General features: G+C 73.2%; 16 protein-coding genes and 1 tRNA gene. 8 read left to right on the top strand and 9 right to left on the bottom strand.

All coding sequences use genetic code 11. The features are described from left to right. Positions 1-108: 108 nt before the first annotated feature. Both BT341_RS19945 and BT341_RS19940 read right to left on the bottom strand, forming a co-directional pair. Positions 109-372 (bottom strand): WhiB family transcriptional regulator, encoded by a 264-nt coding sequence (locus BT341_RS19945; RefSeq protein WP_072477734.1) that lies wholly within the window; start codon positions 370-372, stop codon positions 109-111. A 192-nt stretch (positions 373-564) separates the two neighbouring features. After that, the gene (locus BT341_RS19940) at positions 565-1,197 is read right to left on the bottom strand and encodes an endonuclease (RefSeq protein ID WP_072477733.1); all 633 of its coding nucleotides are present in this window, start codon (positions 1,195-1,197) and stop codon (positions 565-567) included. 157 nt (positions 1,198-1,354) lie between these two features. Here BT341_RS19940 and BT341_RS19935 point away from each other — a divergent pair, with 157 nt between their 5' ends. Continuing rightward, positions 1,355-1,843 (top strand): RNA polymerase sigma factor, encoded by a 489-nt coding sequence (locus tag BT341_RS19935; protein WP_072477732.1) that lies wholly within the window; start codon positions 1,355-1,357, stop codon positions 1,841-1,843. A gap of 146 nt (positions 1,844-1,989) precedes the next feature. Next, on the top strand, positions 1,990-2,586 hold the full coding sequence (locus BT341_RS19930; protein WP_072482064.1) for a sigma-70 family RNA polymerase sigma factor: 597 nt from the start codon (positions 1,990-1,992) through the stop codon (positions 2,584-2,586). Here the strand turns inward: BT341_RS19930 and BT341_RS19925 are convergent. After that, entirely contained in the window at positions 2,583-3,416 is an 834-nt protein-coding gene (locus BT341_RS19925; protein WP_072477731.1) for a LysR family transcriptional regulator, read from the bottom strand. The two genes, BT341_RS19930 and BT341_RS19925, sit on opposite strands and share 4 nt — an antisense overlap. A 96-nt stretch (positions 3,417-3,512) precedes the next feature. Between BT341_RS19925 and BT341_RS19920 the strand changes: the two genes are divergently transcribed. After that, positions 3,513-4,475: a bile acid:sodium symporter family protein gene (locus tag BT341_RS19920; protein WP_072477730.1), complete on the top strand. Its 963-nt coding sequence runs from the start codon at positions 3,513-3,515 to the stop codon at positions 4,473-4,475. A gap of 61 nt (positions 4,476-4,536) precedes the next feature. Continuing rightward, positions 4,537-5,058, top strand: a complete 522-nt coding sequence (locus BT341_RS19915; protein WP_072477729.1) for a dihydrofolate reductase family protein — start codon at positions 4,537-4,539, stop codon at positions 5,056-5,058. Between the two features lie 7 nt (positions 5,059-5,065). Here the strand turns inward: BT341_RS19915 and BT341_RS19910 are convergent, their stop codons facing one another. Then, positions 5,066-5,884 carry a hypothetical protein gene (locus tag BT341_RS19910; protein WP_072477728.1) on the bottom strand — a complete coding sequence of 273 codons (819 nt, stop codon included), beginning with the start codon at positions 5,882-5,884 and terminating at the stop codon, positions 5,066-5,068. A 261-nt stretch (positions 5,885-6,145) separates the two neighbouring features. Between BT341_RS19910 and BT341_RS46560 the strand changes: the two genes are divergently transcribed. Then, entirely contained in the window at positions 6,146-6,427 is a 282-nt protein-coding gene (locus BT341_RS46560; RefSeq protein ID WP_245805039.1) for a hypothetical protein, read from the top strand. A gap of 16 nt (positions 6,428-6,443) precedes the next feature. Here BT341_RS46560 and BT341_RS19900 read toward each other — a convergent pair whose 3' ends face one another. Beyond that, positions 6,444-6,662 (bottom strand): hypothetical protein, encoded by a 219-nt coding sequence (locus BT341_RS19900; RefSeq protein WP_245805038.1) that lies wholly within the window; start codon positions 6,660-6,662, stop codon positions 6,444-6,446. Between the two features lie 236 nt (positions 6,663-6,898). Here BT341_RS19900 and BT341_RS19895 point away from each other — a divergent pair. After that, positions 6,899-6,972, top strand: a tRNA-Ile gene (locus BT341_RS19895). 63 nt (positions 6,973-7,035) lie between these two features. On the opposite strand, the gene BT341_RS19890 is transcribed toward BT341_RS19895, so the two are convergent. Then, positions 7,036-7,620, bottom strand: coding sequence for a TetR family transcriptional regulator (locus BT341_RS19890; protein ID WP_072477726.1), 585 nt, complete (start codon positions 7,618-7,620; stop codon positions 7,036-7,038). A 48-nt stretch (positions 7,621-7,668) separates the two neighbouring features. On the opposite strand from BT341_RS19890, the gene BT341_RS19885 reads away from it, so the two are divergent. After that, positions 7,669-8,826 (top strand): saccharopine dehydrogenase NADP-binding domain-containing protein, encoded by a 1,158-nt coding sequence (locus BT341_RS19885; protein ID WP_245805037.1) that lies wholly within the window; start codon positions 7,669-7,671, stop codon positions 8,824-8,826. 24 nt (positions 8,827-8,850) lie between these two features. Here BT341_RS19885 and BT341_RS19880 read toward each other — a convergent pair whose 3' ends face one another. From BT341_RS19880 to BT341_RS19870, 3 genes are read right to left on the bottom strand one after another with little or no spacing between them, the layout of a single operon-like run. After that, positions 8,851-9,450, bottom strand: coding sequence for a dihydrofolate reductase family protein (locus BT341_RS19880; protein WP_072477724.1), 600 nt, complete (start codon positions 9,448-9,450; stop codon positions 8,851-8,853). Positions 9,451-9,455: 5 nt separating this feature from the next. After that, positions 9,456-10,247, bottom strand: a complete 792-nt coding sequence (locus tag BT341_RS19875) for a metalloregulator ArsR/SmtB family transcription factor (protein ID WP_072477723.1) — start codon at positions 10,245-10,247, stop codon at positions 9,456-9,458. A 33-nt stretch (positions 10,248-10,280) separates the two neighbouring features. Then, positions 10,281-11,249 carry a hypothetical protein gene (locus BT341_RS19870; RefSeq protein WP_072477722.1) on the bottom strand — a complete coding sequence of 323 codons (969 nt, stop codon included), beginning with the start codon at positions 11,247-11,249 and terminating at the stop codon, positions 10,281-10,283. Here BT341_RS19870 and BT341_RS19865 point away from each other — a divergent pair. Next, positions 11,248-12,432, top strand: a complete 1,185-nt coding sequence (locus BT341_RS19865; RefSeq protein ID WP_245805036.1) for a hypothetical protein — start codon at positions 11,248-11,250, stop codon at positions 12,430-12,432. The genes BT341_RS19870 and BT341_RS19865 overlap by 2 nt on opposite strands. Positions 12,433-12,434: the final 2 nt, after the last annotated feature.

Here is a 12,434-nt window from a genome sequence, read left to right as displayed (position 1 = left end):
TTCACGGGGAATCACCCGCCCGGGCGCACACGTCAGGCCGGATTCGAAATTCTTCCGGTTTCCGTGTTTTGGCTCGAGGCCGCCGGGGAGAGGTCACCGGGCGGCGAGTCAGGCAGCTCGGTGCCGCTGCGGGGCCGTCCGCGCCAGCCGGCGCCGTTCGTCCGCGGTGGTGCCGCCGAAAACGCCGTGGTCGAGGCCGTTGTCGAGCGCGTAGCCGAGGCATTCGGCGCGCACCGGGCAGCGCGCGCACACGGCCTTCGCCTGCGCCGTCTGGCGGGCGCCGGGGCCGACCTCGGAGATCGGGAAGAACAGTTCCGGGTCCTCGTCCTTGCAGGCCGCGAGTTCCGCCCAGCCCGTCATCGTGGCTTCCATTTCCTTCGTTCACCTCCCTCTGTCTTTTCTCATTCCCATTGTCACGGCGAGTCAACCGACTTGATCCCGGTGGACGCGCGAACGCGACCGCGGCGGTCAAGGGGTTTTGGCTTCGGTCCCCGGCTCACCCTCCGGGCAACCAAGACTGCAACACATGAGAGTACGCCTCTCTTCCCGGGATCTCGATGTCGATCACGTCACCCGATCGGCGAGACCGCGCTCCAGCGTGACCCGGACGAGCGCCGCGGCCAGGTGCGCCACGCGGTCCGGCCCGGCCAGCTTCGCGAGCCGGTCCGGCTGAGCGGGCAGACCCAGCTTTTCCGCGCCCTGCAAGGCTTTCCGGTCGAGGTGGGGCCGAAACTCCGGCCACACCAGCTGCACCTCCCTGGCGAAGATGCCGGCCCCGACCGGACCCAGCCGCGGCACTTTCCCGAGCAGCCGCGCCAGTGTCCGGAATTCGCCGTTCGCGGCCTCGCGCAGCCGTCTCAGGTCGCCGCGGTAGCCGTCCAGGACGAGCCGGGCACCTTCGCCGAGCGCTGTGGCCGTCTGCTCGTCGTAGCGCTTGTAGTGCGCGCGGCCGAGCGCGTCCACGCGCCGCCGCCACGGCGCCTCCGCCATCGCCCCGGCCGTGCCCATCCCCGCCGCCTGCAGCTCGCGGGCCGCGGCGACCGCGATGGCCGCCTTGATCCGGGTCGAGAGCAGCACCGACAGCACCAGCAGCCGGTACAGCGGCGCCGGCTTGTCGGCGAGCCTGATCCCGGCTTCCTCGGCGTAGGTCCGGCCGGCCGCTTCGAGCAGGCGCCGGACCGTGTCTCGCTGGGTCATCGAATCCGGGTACCCGGCTTGCCCGCGCCCATTCGTCACATCCCGTCACCGGTCCGGTGCAGCGCATTACTCCTCCCGGGCAGTCTTGACCGGATCGTTACACGTGGCGGTCACCCCAGCGCACTTGTTCTTCGGAGGCGAGGGGTGGTGAGGGTCCGTGTGCGGTGACGACGGCTTCGACGCGTTCTTCCGCGCCGAGTTCCCCCCGCTCGTGGCGTTCCTCTGCAAGGCCGGGTTCGAGGTCGAGACGGCCCGCGACGCCGCCGCCGAGGCGATGCTGCACGCGCTGGAGGCGTGGCCGGCGCTCGATGACCCGCGCGCCTGGGTCCGCCGGGTCGCCGGGCGGCTGCTCGACACGGCGGGTGACGCGCGCGCGGACTGGAGCCTGGCGGGTGATCCGCGCGACGACGAGAAGCTGGCCGCCCTGGTCGAGCAGCACGCCGACCTGCTCGGCCTGCTCGCCTCCCTGCCCGGCCAGCAGCGGATGGTGCTGGCGTGGTCCCTCGACGGGTTCACGCCCACCCAGATCGCGCGGGCACTGCGGATCCCGCCCGCGACCGTCCGCTCCAACCTCCGCCACGTGCGGGAACGCCTCAGGCGCCACCGGGCCGCACCGCCCGGCGACCAGCAGGACACGGAAGGGTGAGCACCATGCCGGCAACCGAGTACGGGGATCGGGCGATCACCGAGCTGCTGCGCGAGTCCAACGCCGCGCTGCACGACTCGCTGCGCGTCGGCCTCGACGTGGAAGGCACGCTGCTGCGCGTGCGCGGCCGTGCGCTCGTCCGCGAGATCGCCGCGGCGCAGCCCCGCGAGGCGTTCCCCGCGCACTGGCGGCGGCACGACGAGCCGGTCGCGGACGCGATCGCGGGCGACGTCGCGGCGACCGCCCGGCTGCTGGCGACCATCCGCCCGCTGGTGGTGCGCTACTGCCGGGCCCGCGTCGGACGGTACGAGCGGTCGTTCGCCTCGGCCGACGACGTCGCGCAGGAGGTCTGCCTGGCCGTGCTGACCGCGCTGCCGTCCTACCGCGACCAGGGCCGCCCGTTCCTCGCGTTCGTCTACGGCATCGCCCAGCACAAGGTCGCCGACGCGCACCGCGCCGCGGCCCGCAACCGCACCGACCCGGTGGCCGAGCTGCCCGACGGCGTCTCCGAGGCCGACGGGCCGGAGCAGCGGACGCTGCGGTCCGAGCTGACCGAACGGCTGTCCCGGCTGCTGGACGTGCTGCCGCCGAAACAGCGCGAGATCGTCGTGCTGCGGGTGGTCGTCGGGCTGTCCGCCGAGGAGACGGCCGCGGCGGTCGGGTCCACGCCCGGCGCCGTCCGCGTCGCCCAGCACCGCGCGCTCGGCCGCCTGCGAAGACTCCTGACCGGCGAAGCCGACTAGCGCCGGACGTACTCCAGGACGAACTCCTCCAGCGCGGCCGCCGGTCCTTCCGTCGACTCGCGGGCGAGCAGCATGAACTCGATGTCGCCCGGCTCGGGCAGGCCGTCGAGCGGGACGAGGTCGGCGGGCACCAGGCTCCGCGCGTGCAGCGTGACGCCCAGCCCGGCCGCCGCGGCGGCGCGCAGGCCGGTGAGGCTCGACGTCTGGCACGCGGCCCGCCACTCCAGACCGGCGCGTTCGAGGACCTCGACGGCGAGCTGCCGCGTGATCGACGGCATCGGGTACTGCACCAGCGGCACCGGCTGCCCCGGCTCCAGCACGGTGGCCGCCGAGCCGATCCAGACCAGCGGCTCGCGCCAGAGCAGCCGGCCGTGGTGCGCGCCCGGGCGGCGCTTCCCCAGCACCAGGTCCAGCCGGCCGGCCCGCAGCCGCTGGGTGAGGACGTCCGACAGCTCGACGGTCAGCTCGACGTCCACCAGCGGGTGGCTGCGGCGCAGCCGGCGCAGGATCTCCGGCAGCTCGCCGAGCGCGAAGTCCTCCGAGACGCCGAAGCGCACGCGGCCGCGCAGCTCGGCGCCGCGGAAATGGCGCTCCGCGCGTTCTTCGGTGTCCACAATGGTCTGGGCGAAGCCCAGCATCGCCTGCCCGCGCGCGGTGAGCTCGACGGTGTGGGTGTCACGGGCGAAGAGCAGCCCACCGGAGTCGCGCTCCAGGCGGCGGACGTGCTGGCTGACGGTCGGCTGCCCGACACCCAGCCGGCGCGCGGCCGCGGTGAAGCTGCGCGTCTCGGCGACGGCGAGGAAGGAACGGCACAGGCGGGGGTCCAGCACGCACCCAGCCTATCGCGAATGGCGATAACAGTCAGTCCGGTCATCGGGGTTCACAATGAGCGTCGCGGTGGCGAGAATTTCCGTGGAAGGAGATCCATGTCCCGTTTTCTCGACCCGTTCGTCGCCGCCATCCTCGCCACCGTCGGCGTCGCCACCCTGCTGCCCGCTTCGGGCGCCGTGGCCGGGGCGTTCGGCACCGCCACCACGGTCGCCGTCGGGCTGCTGTTCTTCCTCTACGGCGCCCGGTTGTCGACGCAGGAAGCCCTCGACGGGCTGCGGCACTGGCGGCTGCACGCGGTCGTGCTGGCCGCGACCTTCGTGCTGTTCCCGCTGCTCGGCCTGGCCGTGCTCCTGCTGCCCGCGTCGGCGCTGCCCGCGCAGCTCGCCGCCGGCGTGCTGTTCCTCGCCGTGCTGCCCTCGACCGTGCAGTCGTCCATCGCGTTCACCTCGATCGCGCGCGGCAACGTCGCGGCCGCGATCTGCAGCGCGTCGCTGTCCAACCTGGCCGGGATCGTGCTCACCCCGCTGCTGGTGGCGCTGCTGCTGGCCGGGGACGGCGCCGGTGTCGACGGTTCGGCGGTGCTCGGGATCGTGCTGCAGCTGCTGGCGCCGTTCGTCGCGGGACAGCTGGCGCGGCGCTGGATCGGGGACTGGATCACGCGGAACTCGGCGCCGCTGAAGCTGTTCGACCGCGGGTCGATCCTGCTGGTCGTCTACACGGCGTTCAGCGCGGGCATGACCGAGGGGATCTGGCACCGGCTCGACGCCGGCCACCTGCTGGTGCTGCTCGTGGTGTGCGGCGTGCTGCTGGCGGCGGTGCTGGGTGCGACCGGGTGGGCCGCGCGCCTGCTCGGCTTCGCCCGCGCCGACCGGATCACGATCGTGTTCTGCGGGTCGAAGAAGAGCCTGGCCAGCGGCCTGCCGATGGCCACGGTCCTGTTCGGGCACGCGCAGGTCGGGCTGATCGTCCTGCCGCTGATGCTGTTCCACCAGATTCAGCTGATCGTGTGCGCGGCACTGGCCCGCCGGTACGCCGCCGCGGAACTCGTCCCGGCCTGACCGATGAGTTTCCGCGCCGCCGCCGTCGGTACGAGGTGACCCGGACCGAAAGGCGGCACCCATGGCCAAGTTCCTGTACCACATCACGATGTCCCTCGACGGCTTCGTCGCGGCGCCCGGCGACGACATGACCTGGCTTTCCGGCCTGCGCCCCGGGCCGAACCCGGTCGTCGAGCGGGTGCTCGGCGAGATCGGGGCGGTGCTCATGGGACACCGCACGTACGCTCCGGCGACGACCGCGGAAGGCCGCGTCTACGGCGGCCGCTGGACCGGCCCGGTCTTCGTGGTGACCCGCGACGCGGCACCGTCGGACGGCTTCATCCTGCTCGGCGACCTCGGCGAGGCCGCCGCGGCAGCGGCCGCGGCGGCCGGCGACGGGTACGTCGCGGTGCTGGGCGCCACGACGGCCCGGCGGTGCCTGGAGGCGGGGCTGCTGGACGAAGTGCTGGTGCACGTCGCGCCGGTCCTGCTCGGCGACGGCGTCCGGCTGTTCGACCACCCGGGCGGGACGCGGATCCGGCTGGAACCACGGGAGCTGAGCACCGCCGGGCCGATCACGAACGGCTGGTACCGCGTCGCCTGAGGGACGCTCAGGCGCAGCGGCCGGCCAGCCACTTCTTGTAGTCGGCCGTCCAGCTGGTGGCGACCCGCTTCGGCGCCGTGGCGAGGTTCGCCTGCCAGCTAGCCGCGTTGCCGCTCCACGACGGCGGCGGCTCTTCCCACTTGACGGTGTCGGGCCACGACGGTCCGCCGCCGAGCACGGCCGGGAAGGCGCCGGCCGCCACGCGGGACTTCAGCGCCGCGGCGATGTCCGGGTCGTGCGAGTACACGGTGATCGCCTGGGTCCGGTAGCGCTCACGGACCGGGTCGGTGATCTCGCTCCACGCCTTCGCCTTCACCGAGGCGGAACCGTTGATCAGGAACACCTTCGTCTCCGGCTTGATCTCGAGTTCGGCGTACGCGCCTCGGGATCCGACGTGGTCGAGCCACTGCCGCAGCGAGTAGACGCCCTCGCCCCGGTACGGGCCCCGCTGCAGCGTCCGGCCCTGGAGCTTGTCGCTGCCGGAGGACCAGTAGACGTCGGTGATGTTCTTCTTGACGCCGTCGAGCCCGTTCGTCGAGGTGTTGTGCCACATGACGGCCTTGCCGCTGACGGAGCCGTCACTGCCGGCGGCGACCTTGGTCAGCTGCACGTCGGCTTCGAAGCCACCGGAGCCCTGGGCGATCAGGCTGTCGACGGCCTTGAAATTGTTGGGAGCGCGCAGCTGGTCGCGCTCCCACGGGTCGGGCCCGGTGGGATAGCCACCGTGGCTGACGATCACCGGGCAGGCGGGAAGAGCCTGCGCGGCAACCCCGGAAAACGCCGCGGCGGCCAGTGCGCCGGCCAGGAGCGTGGTTGCGAGTCTCATGGCCGGGAGGGTGCATGGGGCGCGTACAGAGGACGTACAAAGCGGCAGGCCCGCGGAGCGGCTGCGCGTGCGTTGTCGCGAAGGGAGGGATCGTCATGGGAACACACGCACGAACCGCACGGGCCGCGTCGGCCGGCGCCTTGGTGATCACCGGAGGCGCGGTGGTGTTCGCCGACGCCTCGGCGGCCGTCGGGCCGTCACCGGCGCCGGCGGCTTCTGCACGGTGACGCACGGCCTCGGCACGGTCCGGAGACTGTGGTCGTGTCGGCGAACACGCCCGCCGCGTACAACGGGTTCATGCTCAACACGGTGCTCGCTTCGTACACCGCGACCACGTTCCAGGTGCGGGCGATGTTCACAGAGACCTCGCCGAAGGCGTTCGGGCAGGTCTGGTTCACCTACGGCGCCCCGGCGGCACCGCCGACCACCTCGATCGTGGTTCCCGCACCCACCACTACGGCTCCGCCGATGTCGACGTGGACGACCCCTGCCACCACCGCCGATCCGACAACTGCTGCCTCGCCGGCCGGTGGCGGGAGCTGAGCGGCAGTCCGCGGGTTCACCGGGGCCGGGGCGAGGGTTTGCGCAGTTCCTCGGCCAGAATCGCGTCCACGCGCCGGTTTGCGTGGTGCAGGGCCCGGATTGCCGATCGGAGCACGTATCCCAGCGCCAGTGTCAGCAGCAGGCCGAGGCCGATGGGCGCGAGGTTCGCCACGAGCGCCTCCCGGTACTGGTGCGCCAGGTAGCCCAGGCCCGCCCCGGCGGTCAGTGCGTCCAACAGCGCCAGCCGGATCGCGCGGGGGGCCGGCGGGGTCGCTCGCGGGACCATCGCTTCCCCTCCCGCCGTCGCGGTCAGCGGTGACGCCCTTGCAACCTAGACGAGCCTGCCCCGGCCGGCGGCCACTTCAACCTGTTTGGCCTACCGGGTCTCCCCGGATGGCCGCTGTGATAACTTGAAGCGAACTGAGTCTTCTGTGCACACGCAAATCCTCGTGCCGCCTGCGCCGAGGCCAGGGGGCGGTAGCTCAGTTGGTTAGAGCAGGGGACTCATAATCCCTTGGCCGCGGGTTCGAGCCCCGCCCGCCCCACCCCGATCCGGCGCCGCGCAACAGGGCGTCCTCGCACCGTCCGAACCGGACAGTCGGTTCCCGTCACCGGTGGACCGGCTCACCCGCGACCGTCGAGCGCAGCTGCTCGAAGACTTCCTCGACGAACGCCACCAGCGGACGCTCCGCCACCGGCTGCGCCACCCAGCGGCCGACCGCCGTCTGCAGCACCAGGTTCGACAGCTTCGCGATCATTTCGGCCGCCGGCTCGTCCGTTCCCCGCTCCCGCAGCACGGTCAGCACGGCCTCGATCGTGAGTTCCTGCTTCCGCAGCGCGCGTTCGCGCAACGCGCCGTCACTCCCGACGATCGCCCGCCACGTGCGGAGATACTCCAGCAACGGCTGGAAGATCGTCTCCGCCGCCGCTTCCAGGCCGTGGCGGATCAGCTGCACCGGGGTCAGGTCCGCGGGTGCGGTCCGGATGATCTCGATGAACCGCTCGCGCAGTTCTTCTTCGCCGGAGAACAGCACCTCGCGCTTGTCCGCGAAGTACCGGAAGAACGTCCGGGTAGTCAGCCCCGCGCGCTCGGTGATCTGGGGCACCGTCGTGTCCGCGAAGCCCTGCTCGGCGAACAACTCCAGCGCCGCCCGTTCCAGCCGGCCCCGCGCGTCCGGATCCCATCGGCCCATCTGCTCACCCTAGACGATGACACGACGTGTCATGTAGCGTGGCCCGCGATGACACGGTATGTCATCAACTACGACGGAGGGAAAGCCATGTCGGATCACCGGCCACCCGAGGTGTGGCTGCTCGGCGGGACCGGACGGACGGGACGCGCGATCGCCGCGGAACTGGCCGCCCGCGAAGCGCCGCTCACGCTCGTCGGGCGCGACGCCGGCAGGCTCGAGACCGCCGCGCGCGCCGTGCGGGCCCGGTCCGTCGTCGCGGGGTCGCCCGCCGAGATGGCCGCCGCCATCCGGCGCGAGCGGCCCGCGGTCGTGGTCAACACCGTGGGCCCGTTCCAGCAGACCGCCGCCGTGATCGCCGACGCCGTCCTCGAGTCGGGCGACTACGTCGATCTCGCCAACGACGTCGCGACGCTGCTCCAGCTGCGAGAACGCGACGAAGCCGCCCGACGCTGCGGACACACGCTGGTCGCGGGCGCGGGCTTCGGCGTGACCGCCACGGAAAGCGTCGTCACCTGGCTCGCCGGGGATCGTCCGCCGGCCGAGCGGGTGCGCGTCGACATGATCCCGTCGCTCGCCGGCACCGCCGGCGTGGTCGGCGAGGCGCTCGCCGCCACGCTCGTCGAAGGCCTGCCGGGCGTGCCGGGCGGCGGGCGGTTCCAAGGACGGCGGATCGCCCGCGGGCGCCTGGCCGCCGCGCCGGTCGCCGGCGAGCCGTTGCGGCTGACCACCCCTGACGGCGACCAGGTGACCAGCGCGCTGATGCCACTGGGCGAGCTGCTCGCCGCCGAACGCGCGGCACGAGCCCGGTTCGTCGACGCCGCCTCCGGCGAAGTGCCCTCCGGCGCGCTGCTGCGCCTGGTCCTGCCGGCCGGGCTGACGCTGCTGCACATCGGACCGCTGCGGCGGTTCCTGGCCCGGCGCCTGGCGGCGGTCAAGACGCCTGACCGCCCGAAGCCACGTGAGCACTCCTGGGCGCACGCGCGCGTGGCGTGGGCGGACGGCACACACCGGGAGGGCTGGCTACGGCTGACCGACGCGAGCGCCTTCACCGCCACGGTCGCGGCCGAAGTCGCCCACCGGCTGCTGACCGGTCAAGGCCGTCCCGGCACATTCACGCCGGCGGAGCTGTTCGGCCCGTCGCTCGCCGAGACCTGTGGTGGCGAATACGTGCTCACCGGTGAACCACGCATTCCCAGCGGGGACTGAGTTTTCCAGCGTCCATTGTGGACGTCAGCGCACCCGGTCGTACACCATCGCCAGTTCGCCTTGCTCCCCCGCTTCGTGGTGCGCCAGCCGCCACCGCGACGCGGGCAGGCCGTCCTCGAACAGCCGCGCGCCGCCGCCCGCGATCTCCGGGCAGACCATCAGGTACAGCCGGTCCAGCAGGTCCGCCGCCAGCAGCGGCTGGATGACGCTCGGGCTGCTGTTGACCAGGATTTCCCCCGATCCGGTGGTCCTCAGCTGCGTGACGACGTCCGCGGCCGGGGCGTTCACGATCCGGGTGCGCTCCCACGGCGCTTCGGTCAGCGTCGTCGAGAAGACCACCTTTTCCGTGTCCACCAGCCATTTCGCGTAGCCGCGGTCGCGGGGATCGGCGGTCTCGTCGGCGGCGACGGCCGGCCAGAAGCCGAGGAAGCCTTCGGCGTTGCGGCGGCCGAGCACCGCCGTCGTCGCGTTCTCCCAGATCCGCGTCAGGTGGCGCCGCGCGACGTCGGTCGTCGCGTACGAGACGATCGCGCCCATGTCGGCGGGGCCGCCGGGTCCGTGGTAGCGCCCGTCGAGGGTGAGGCTCAGGTTCGCGGTCACCGCGCGGCCGCTCGGCTCGGTCATGGTGGTCAGCCCTTTCGTCGGGTGAGGACGGCGGTGAGGTGGTCGAGCACCTGGCCCCAGCCGGTCTCGATGCCGGCGACGGCCGGGACGGCCTCGACGGTCGTCGCGGTGACGCGCAGGCCGAGCCGCAGCCGGGTGCCGTCCGGCACCGTCGTCAGCTCCAGGTCGTAGTGCGCGGTGAAGGACGCCTTTCCCTTCACCGCCAGGTCGAAGCCGAGACGGCCGGGCTCCTGCGCGTGCCGGACGCGCCCTTCCGAACGGTATGCGCCGCCGGCGTCGCGGTAGGCCAGCACCGCGCGGCCGCCCGCGTGCGGTTCGAGCAGGCAGGCGGTGATCGTCATCGACGGCGGAACCCACCACGACGCCAGCAGGTCCGGGTCGGTCCAGTGCCGCCAGACCACTTCCCGGGGCGCGGCCAGCACGCGCTCGAAGGCGAACGTGCGTCCGTCCGCCCGGCGGCCGCGGCCGGCGATCGCGGTCTCCGCCTCGATGGCCGCGCGGTAGCGCGCGACGACGTCCCGCTCGCCTTCGTGCGCTTCGGTCGCCTTGGCCAGCTCGCCCAGCCGGTGCGCGAACGCTGCCAGCGGCCCGGCTTCGAGGGCGTGGACGCGACGCTGCCCGAGCGGGAAGGCGGTGACGAGCCCGGCGCGGGCCAGCGTCTGGAGGTGCTTGGTGGTCTGGGGCTGGCGCAGGCCGGTCAGCTCGGCCAGCTCGCCCACCGACCGCGGACGCTCGGCGAGCAGCTCGACGAGGCGCCAGCGCGCCGCGTCGCCCAGTGCTGCCGCGATCCCGTCCACGGCCCGAAGCATTCACCGATGAGAATATTCGAGTCAAGGAATATCTTGCGGGAGCCACCGGAGGCCGTAGGCGTAACCCAGCTGCGGGGCGGCGAACTCCTGGGCGACCTCGCCGGCGCCGTCGAGCGGCAGCGGCTCGCCCGGCTGGGGCGGGTCGGCCAGCACCGACGGCGGCACCCGGTCGAGCCGCCACACCACCCGCGGCGGACGGCACGGGTCGAAGCGGACCCGCACGGCGAACGATTCGCACGTCACCAGCGGCACGAACGTGTAGGACGGCCGGATCGGCAGGCCGTCCCGGAGCCGGAACACCAGCGAGTACGTGTGGGTGCCGCCGCGCGCCAGGGGCCGCGGGAGGTCGAGCAGCCAGCGGAAGTGGCGCTGCCCTTCGCGGTTCCCGCCGATGATCCGCACGCCGTACTGCGCGTCGGCGGCCACCTCGCGCTCGCCGTCGCGGCCGTCTTCGAGGCGGGGCACGGTGAACTGGGCGCAGATCCGGCTCAGTCCGTCCCGGGTCGCCACGATCAGCCGCTCCTCGATCAGCTGCGGCTCGGCGGTGTCCAGCCGCACGAGGGCCTTGAGCCGCTTGACGAACCAGCCCTGCTCGGGGTCGGGCACGCCGTCACCGGGCCGGGTGCCTGCCTCGATTTCGGCGGCCAGCCGGGCGAACGACCGGTCGATCCGGCGCCGGGCCGTGCGTTCGGAGACGCTCAGCCGTTGCGCGAGGAGCCCGACCCGGTCGCTGAGCAGCGCGTGCTGCGAGCCCGGGGCGATGCCGAGCGCGACGTTGACCGCGAGCCGGTCGTCGGCGGGGAAGTCCGCAATGGCGGCGGAAATCGCTTCGCGCAGCACGCGGCGCGCTTCGCGGTCGTTCGCCGTGCGGTGGATTTCGCACCAGCCGGAAATGAGCGGCCCGAGCCGGCCGCGGAGCCGTTCGGTTTCCACTCCCCAGCCGCGGCGCAGAATGGTGAGCTCGCGGAGCAACCCGTCCTCGTGTGCCATGGGATTTCGATTGTGGCACGCGAACTTCCGCGCGATCGGCGGCACCGGCTGCGCCGATCAGGTGATTCGCCGGTGGCCAGTCCGTGGCCAGTTCCGCCGCGATTCGGCCCGGCCGTGGCCTTTTCCCGTTCCCCGGCTGATCGACGATTTCCCCGTCGACGGCATCGGGGAGGACGGGTTGCTCGACACCACGCACGCGCCGATCGGGCCGGCCGACGTCGCCGGGGTCCGCCGGCTGGCCCGCGACGGCAGGCTCGCCGTCGCGGCCTCGACGGCGCCGCCGGGCGAGCTGGCCCGCTTGCGCGGGGCGGTCTACGCCGTGGCGTGGCCGCTGGTGTTCGCCCGGATCACCCGGCCGCTGGAACGGCGGCGACGGCACCCGGACTGCGTCCGCGGGCTCGAGTGGCTGCGCCCGGACTGCCTCGACCGGTTCCACGACGACGTCGAGGCCGTGGTGGAGCACGCGCTGCACCGCGCGAGCGGCCCGATCGGCAACTTCGACGGCTGGCTGGCGAGCCGGCTGGGCCCGGCAACGGTCGACGCGCACCGGCGGCGGCGCGGCGAAACCGGGGCGCTGCAACGTCCCCGGCTCCCGGCGTGGCTCGCCGGCGAGCTGGGCGGCGACCCGTGGCTGTGCGACCTGGCGGTCCAGGTGCTGGTGTGGGCGGGGGTGCCGTCGACGGCGGGCGCCCGGCTGTGGCCACTGGACGCCTGGGCGGCCCGCCGCGCCGAGGTAACGGGCGAGCCGCCGCCGGGCCGCGACACGCTCGACCGCGAGGTGCGGACGGTGCTGACGGCCATGCGGACGCGCCCGAAGTGGCACGCGGAGCACGTGGAACGCCCGCTCGGGCACAAGCGGCCGCCGGTGGCGCCGATGCCGGCGGACAGCTCGGCCGAGCCGGCCCCGCTGCCGCTGGTGGACCCGGCCGAGGCGGACGACATCCGCTTGGCGGAGCTGGCGGACCGGGCGCTGCGGGCGATCGAGGCACGGCTGGAGCGGGGAGAAGCCCCGCCGGCGGCGGTGGCGGCGGTGGTCCGGCGGGTGTTCGGCGCGGGTGGTGGCGTGCTGGACCGGTTGCCGCATGAAGGAGCGACGCGGGAGGACTGGCTGGCCGCGGCCCTGGCCGACGAGGCACGCGTGGACCGGATCGTGGCGGCGGTGCTGGCCATTCTCGGCCGTTGACG

This window comes from Amycolatopsis australiensis, assembly GCF_900119165.1.
GTDB classification, from domain to species: Bacteria; Actinomycetota; Actinomycetes; order Mycobacteriales; family Pseudonocardiaceae; genus Amycolatopsis; species Amycolatopsis australiensis.
The sequence above is the reverse complement of the archived record's forward strand: the minus strand, read 5'-3'. Positions and strand labels throughout refer to the sequence as shown.

Coding starts and splice junctions, on each gene's coding strand:
- BT341_RS19945 (WP_072477734.1), bottom strand. CDS start 372: ATGGAAGCCACGATGACGGGCTGGGCGGAACTCGCGGCCTGCAAGGAC.
- BT341_RS19940 (WP_072477733.1), bottom strand. CDS start 1,197: ATGACCCAGCGAGACACGGTCCGGCGCCTGCTCGAAGCGGCCGGCCGG.
- BT341_RS19920 (WP_072477730.1), top strand. CDS start 3,513: ATGTCCCGTTTTCTCGACCCGTTCGTCGCCGCCATCCTCGCCACCGTC.
- BT341_RS19915 (WP_072477729.1), top strand. CDS start 4,537: ATGGCCAAGTTCCTGTACCACATCACGATGTCCCTCGACGGCTTCGTC.
- BT341_RS19910 (WP_072477728.1), bottom strand. CDS start 5,884: ATGAGACTCGCAACCACGCTCCTGGCCGGCGCACTGGCCGCCGCGGCG.
- BT341_RS19890 (WP_072477726.1), bottom strand. CDS start 7,620: ATGGGCCGATGGGATCCGGACGCGCGGGGCCGGCTGGAACGGGCGGCG.
- BT341_RS19885 (WP_245805037.1), top strand. CDS start 7,669: ATGACACGGTATGTCATCAACTACGACGGAGGGAAAGCCATGTCGGAT.
- BT341_RS19880 (WP_072477724.1), bottom strand. CDS start 9,450: ATGACCGAGCCGAGCGGCCGCGCGGTGACCGCGAACCTGAGCCTCACC.
- BT341_RS19865 (WP_245805036.1), top strand. CDS start 11,248: ATGGGATTTCGATTGTGGCACGCGAACTTCCGCGCGATCGGCGGCACC.
- BT341_RS19870 (WP_072477722.1), bottom strand. CDS start 11,249: ATGGCACACGAGGACGGGTTGCTCCGCGAGCTCACCATTCTGCGCCGC.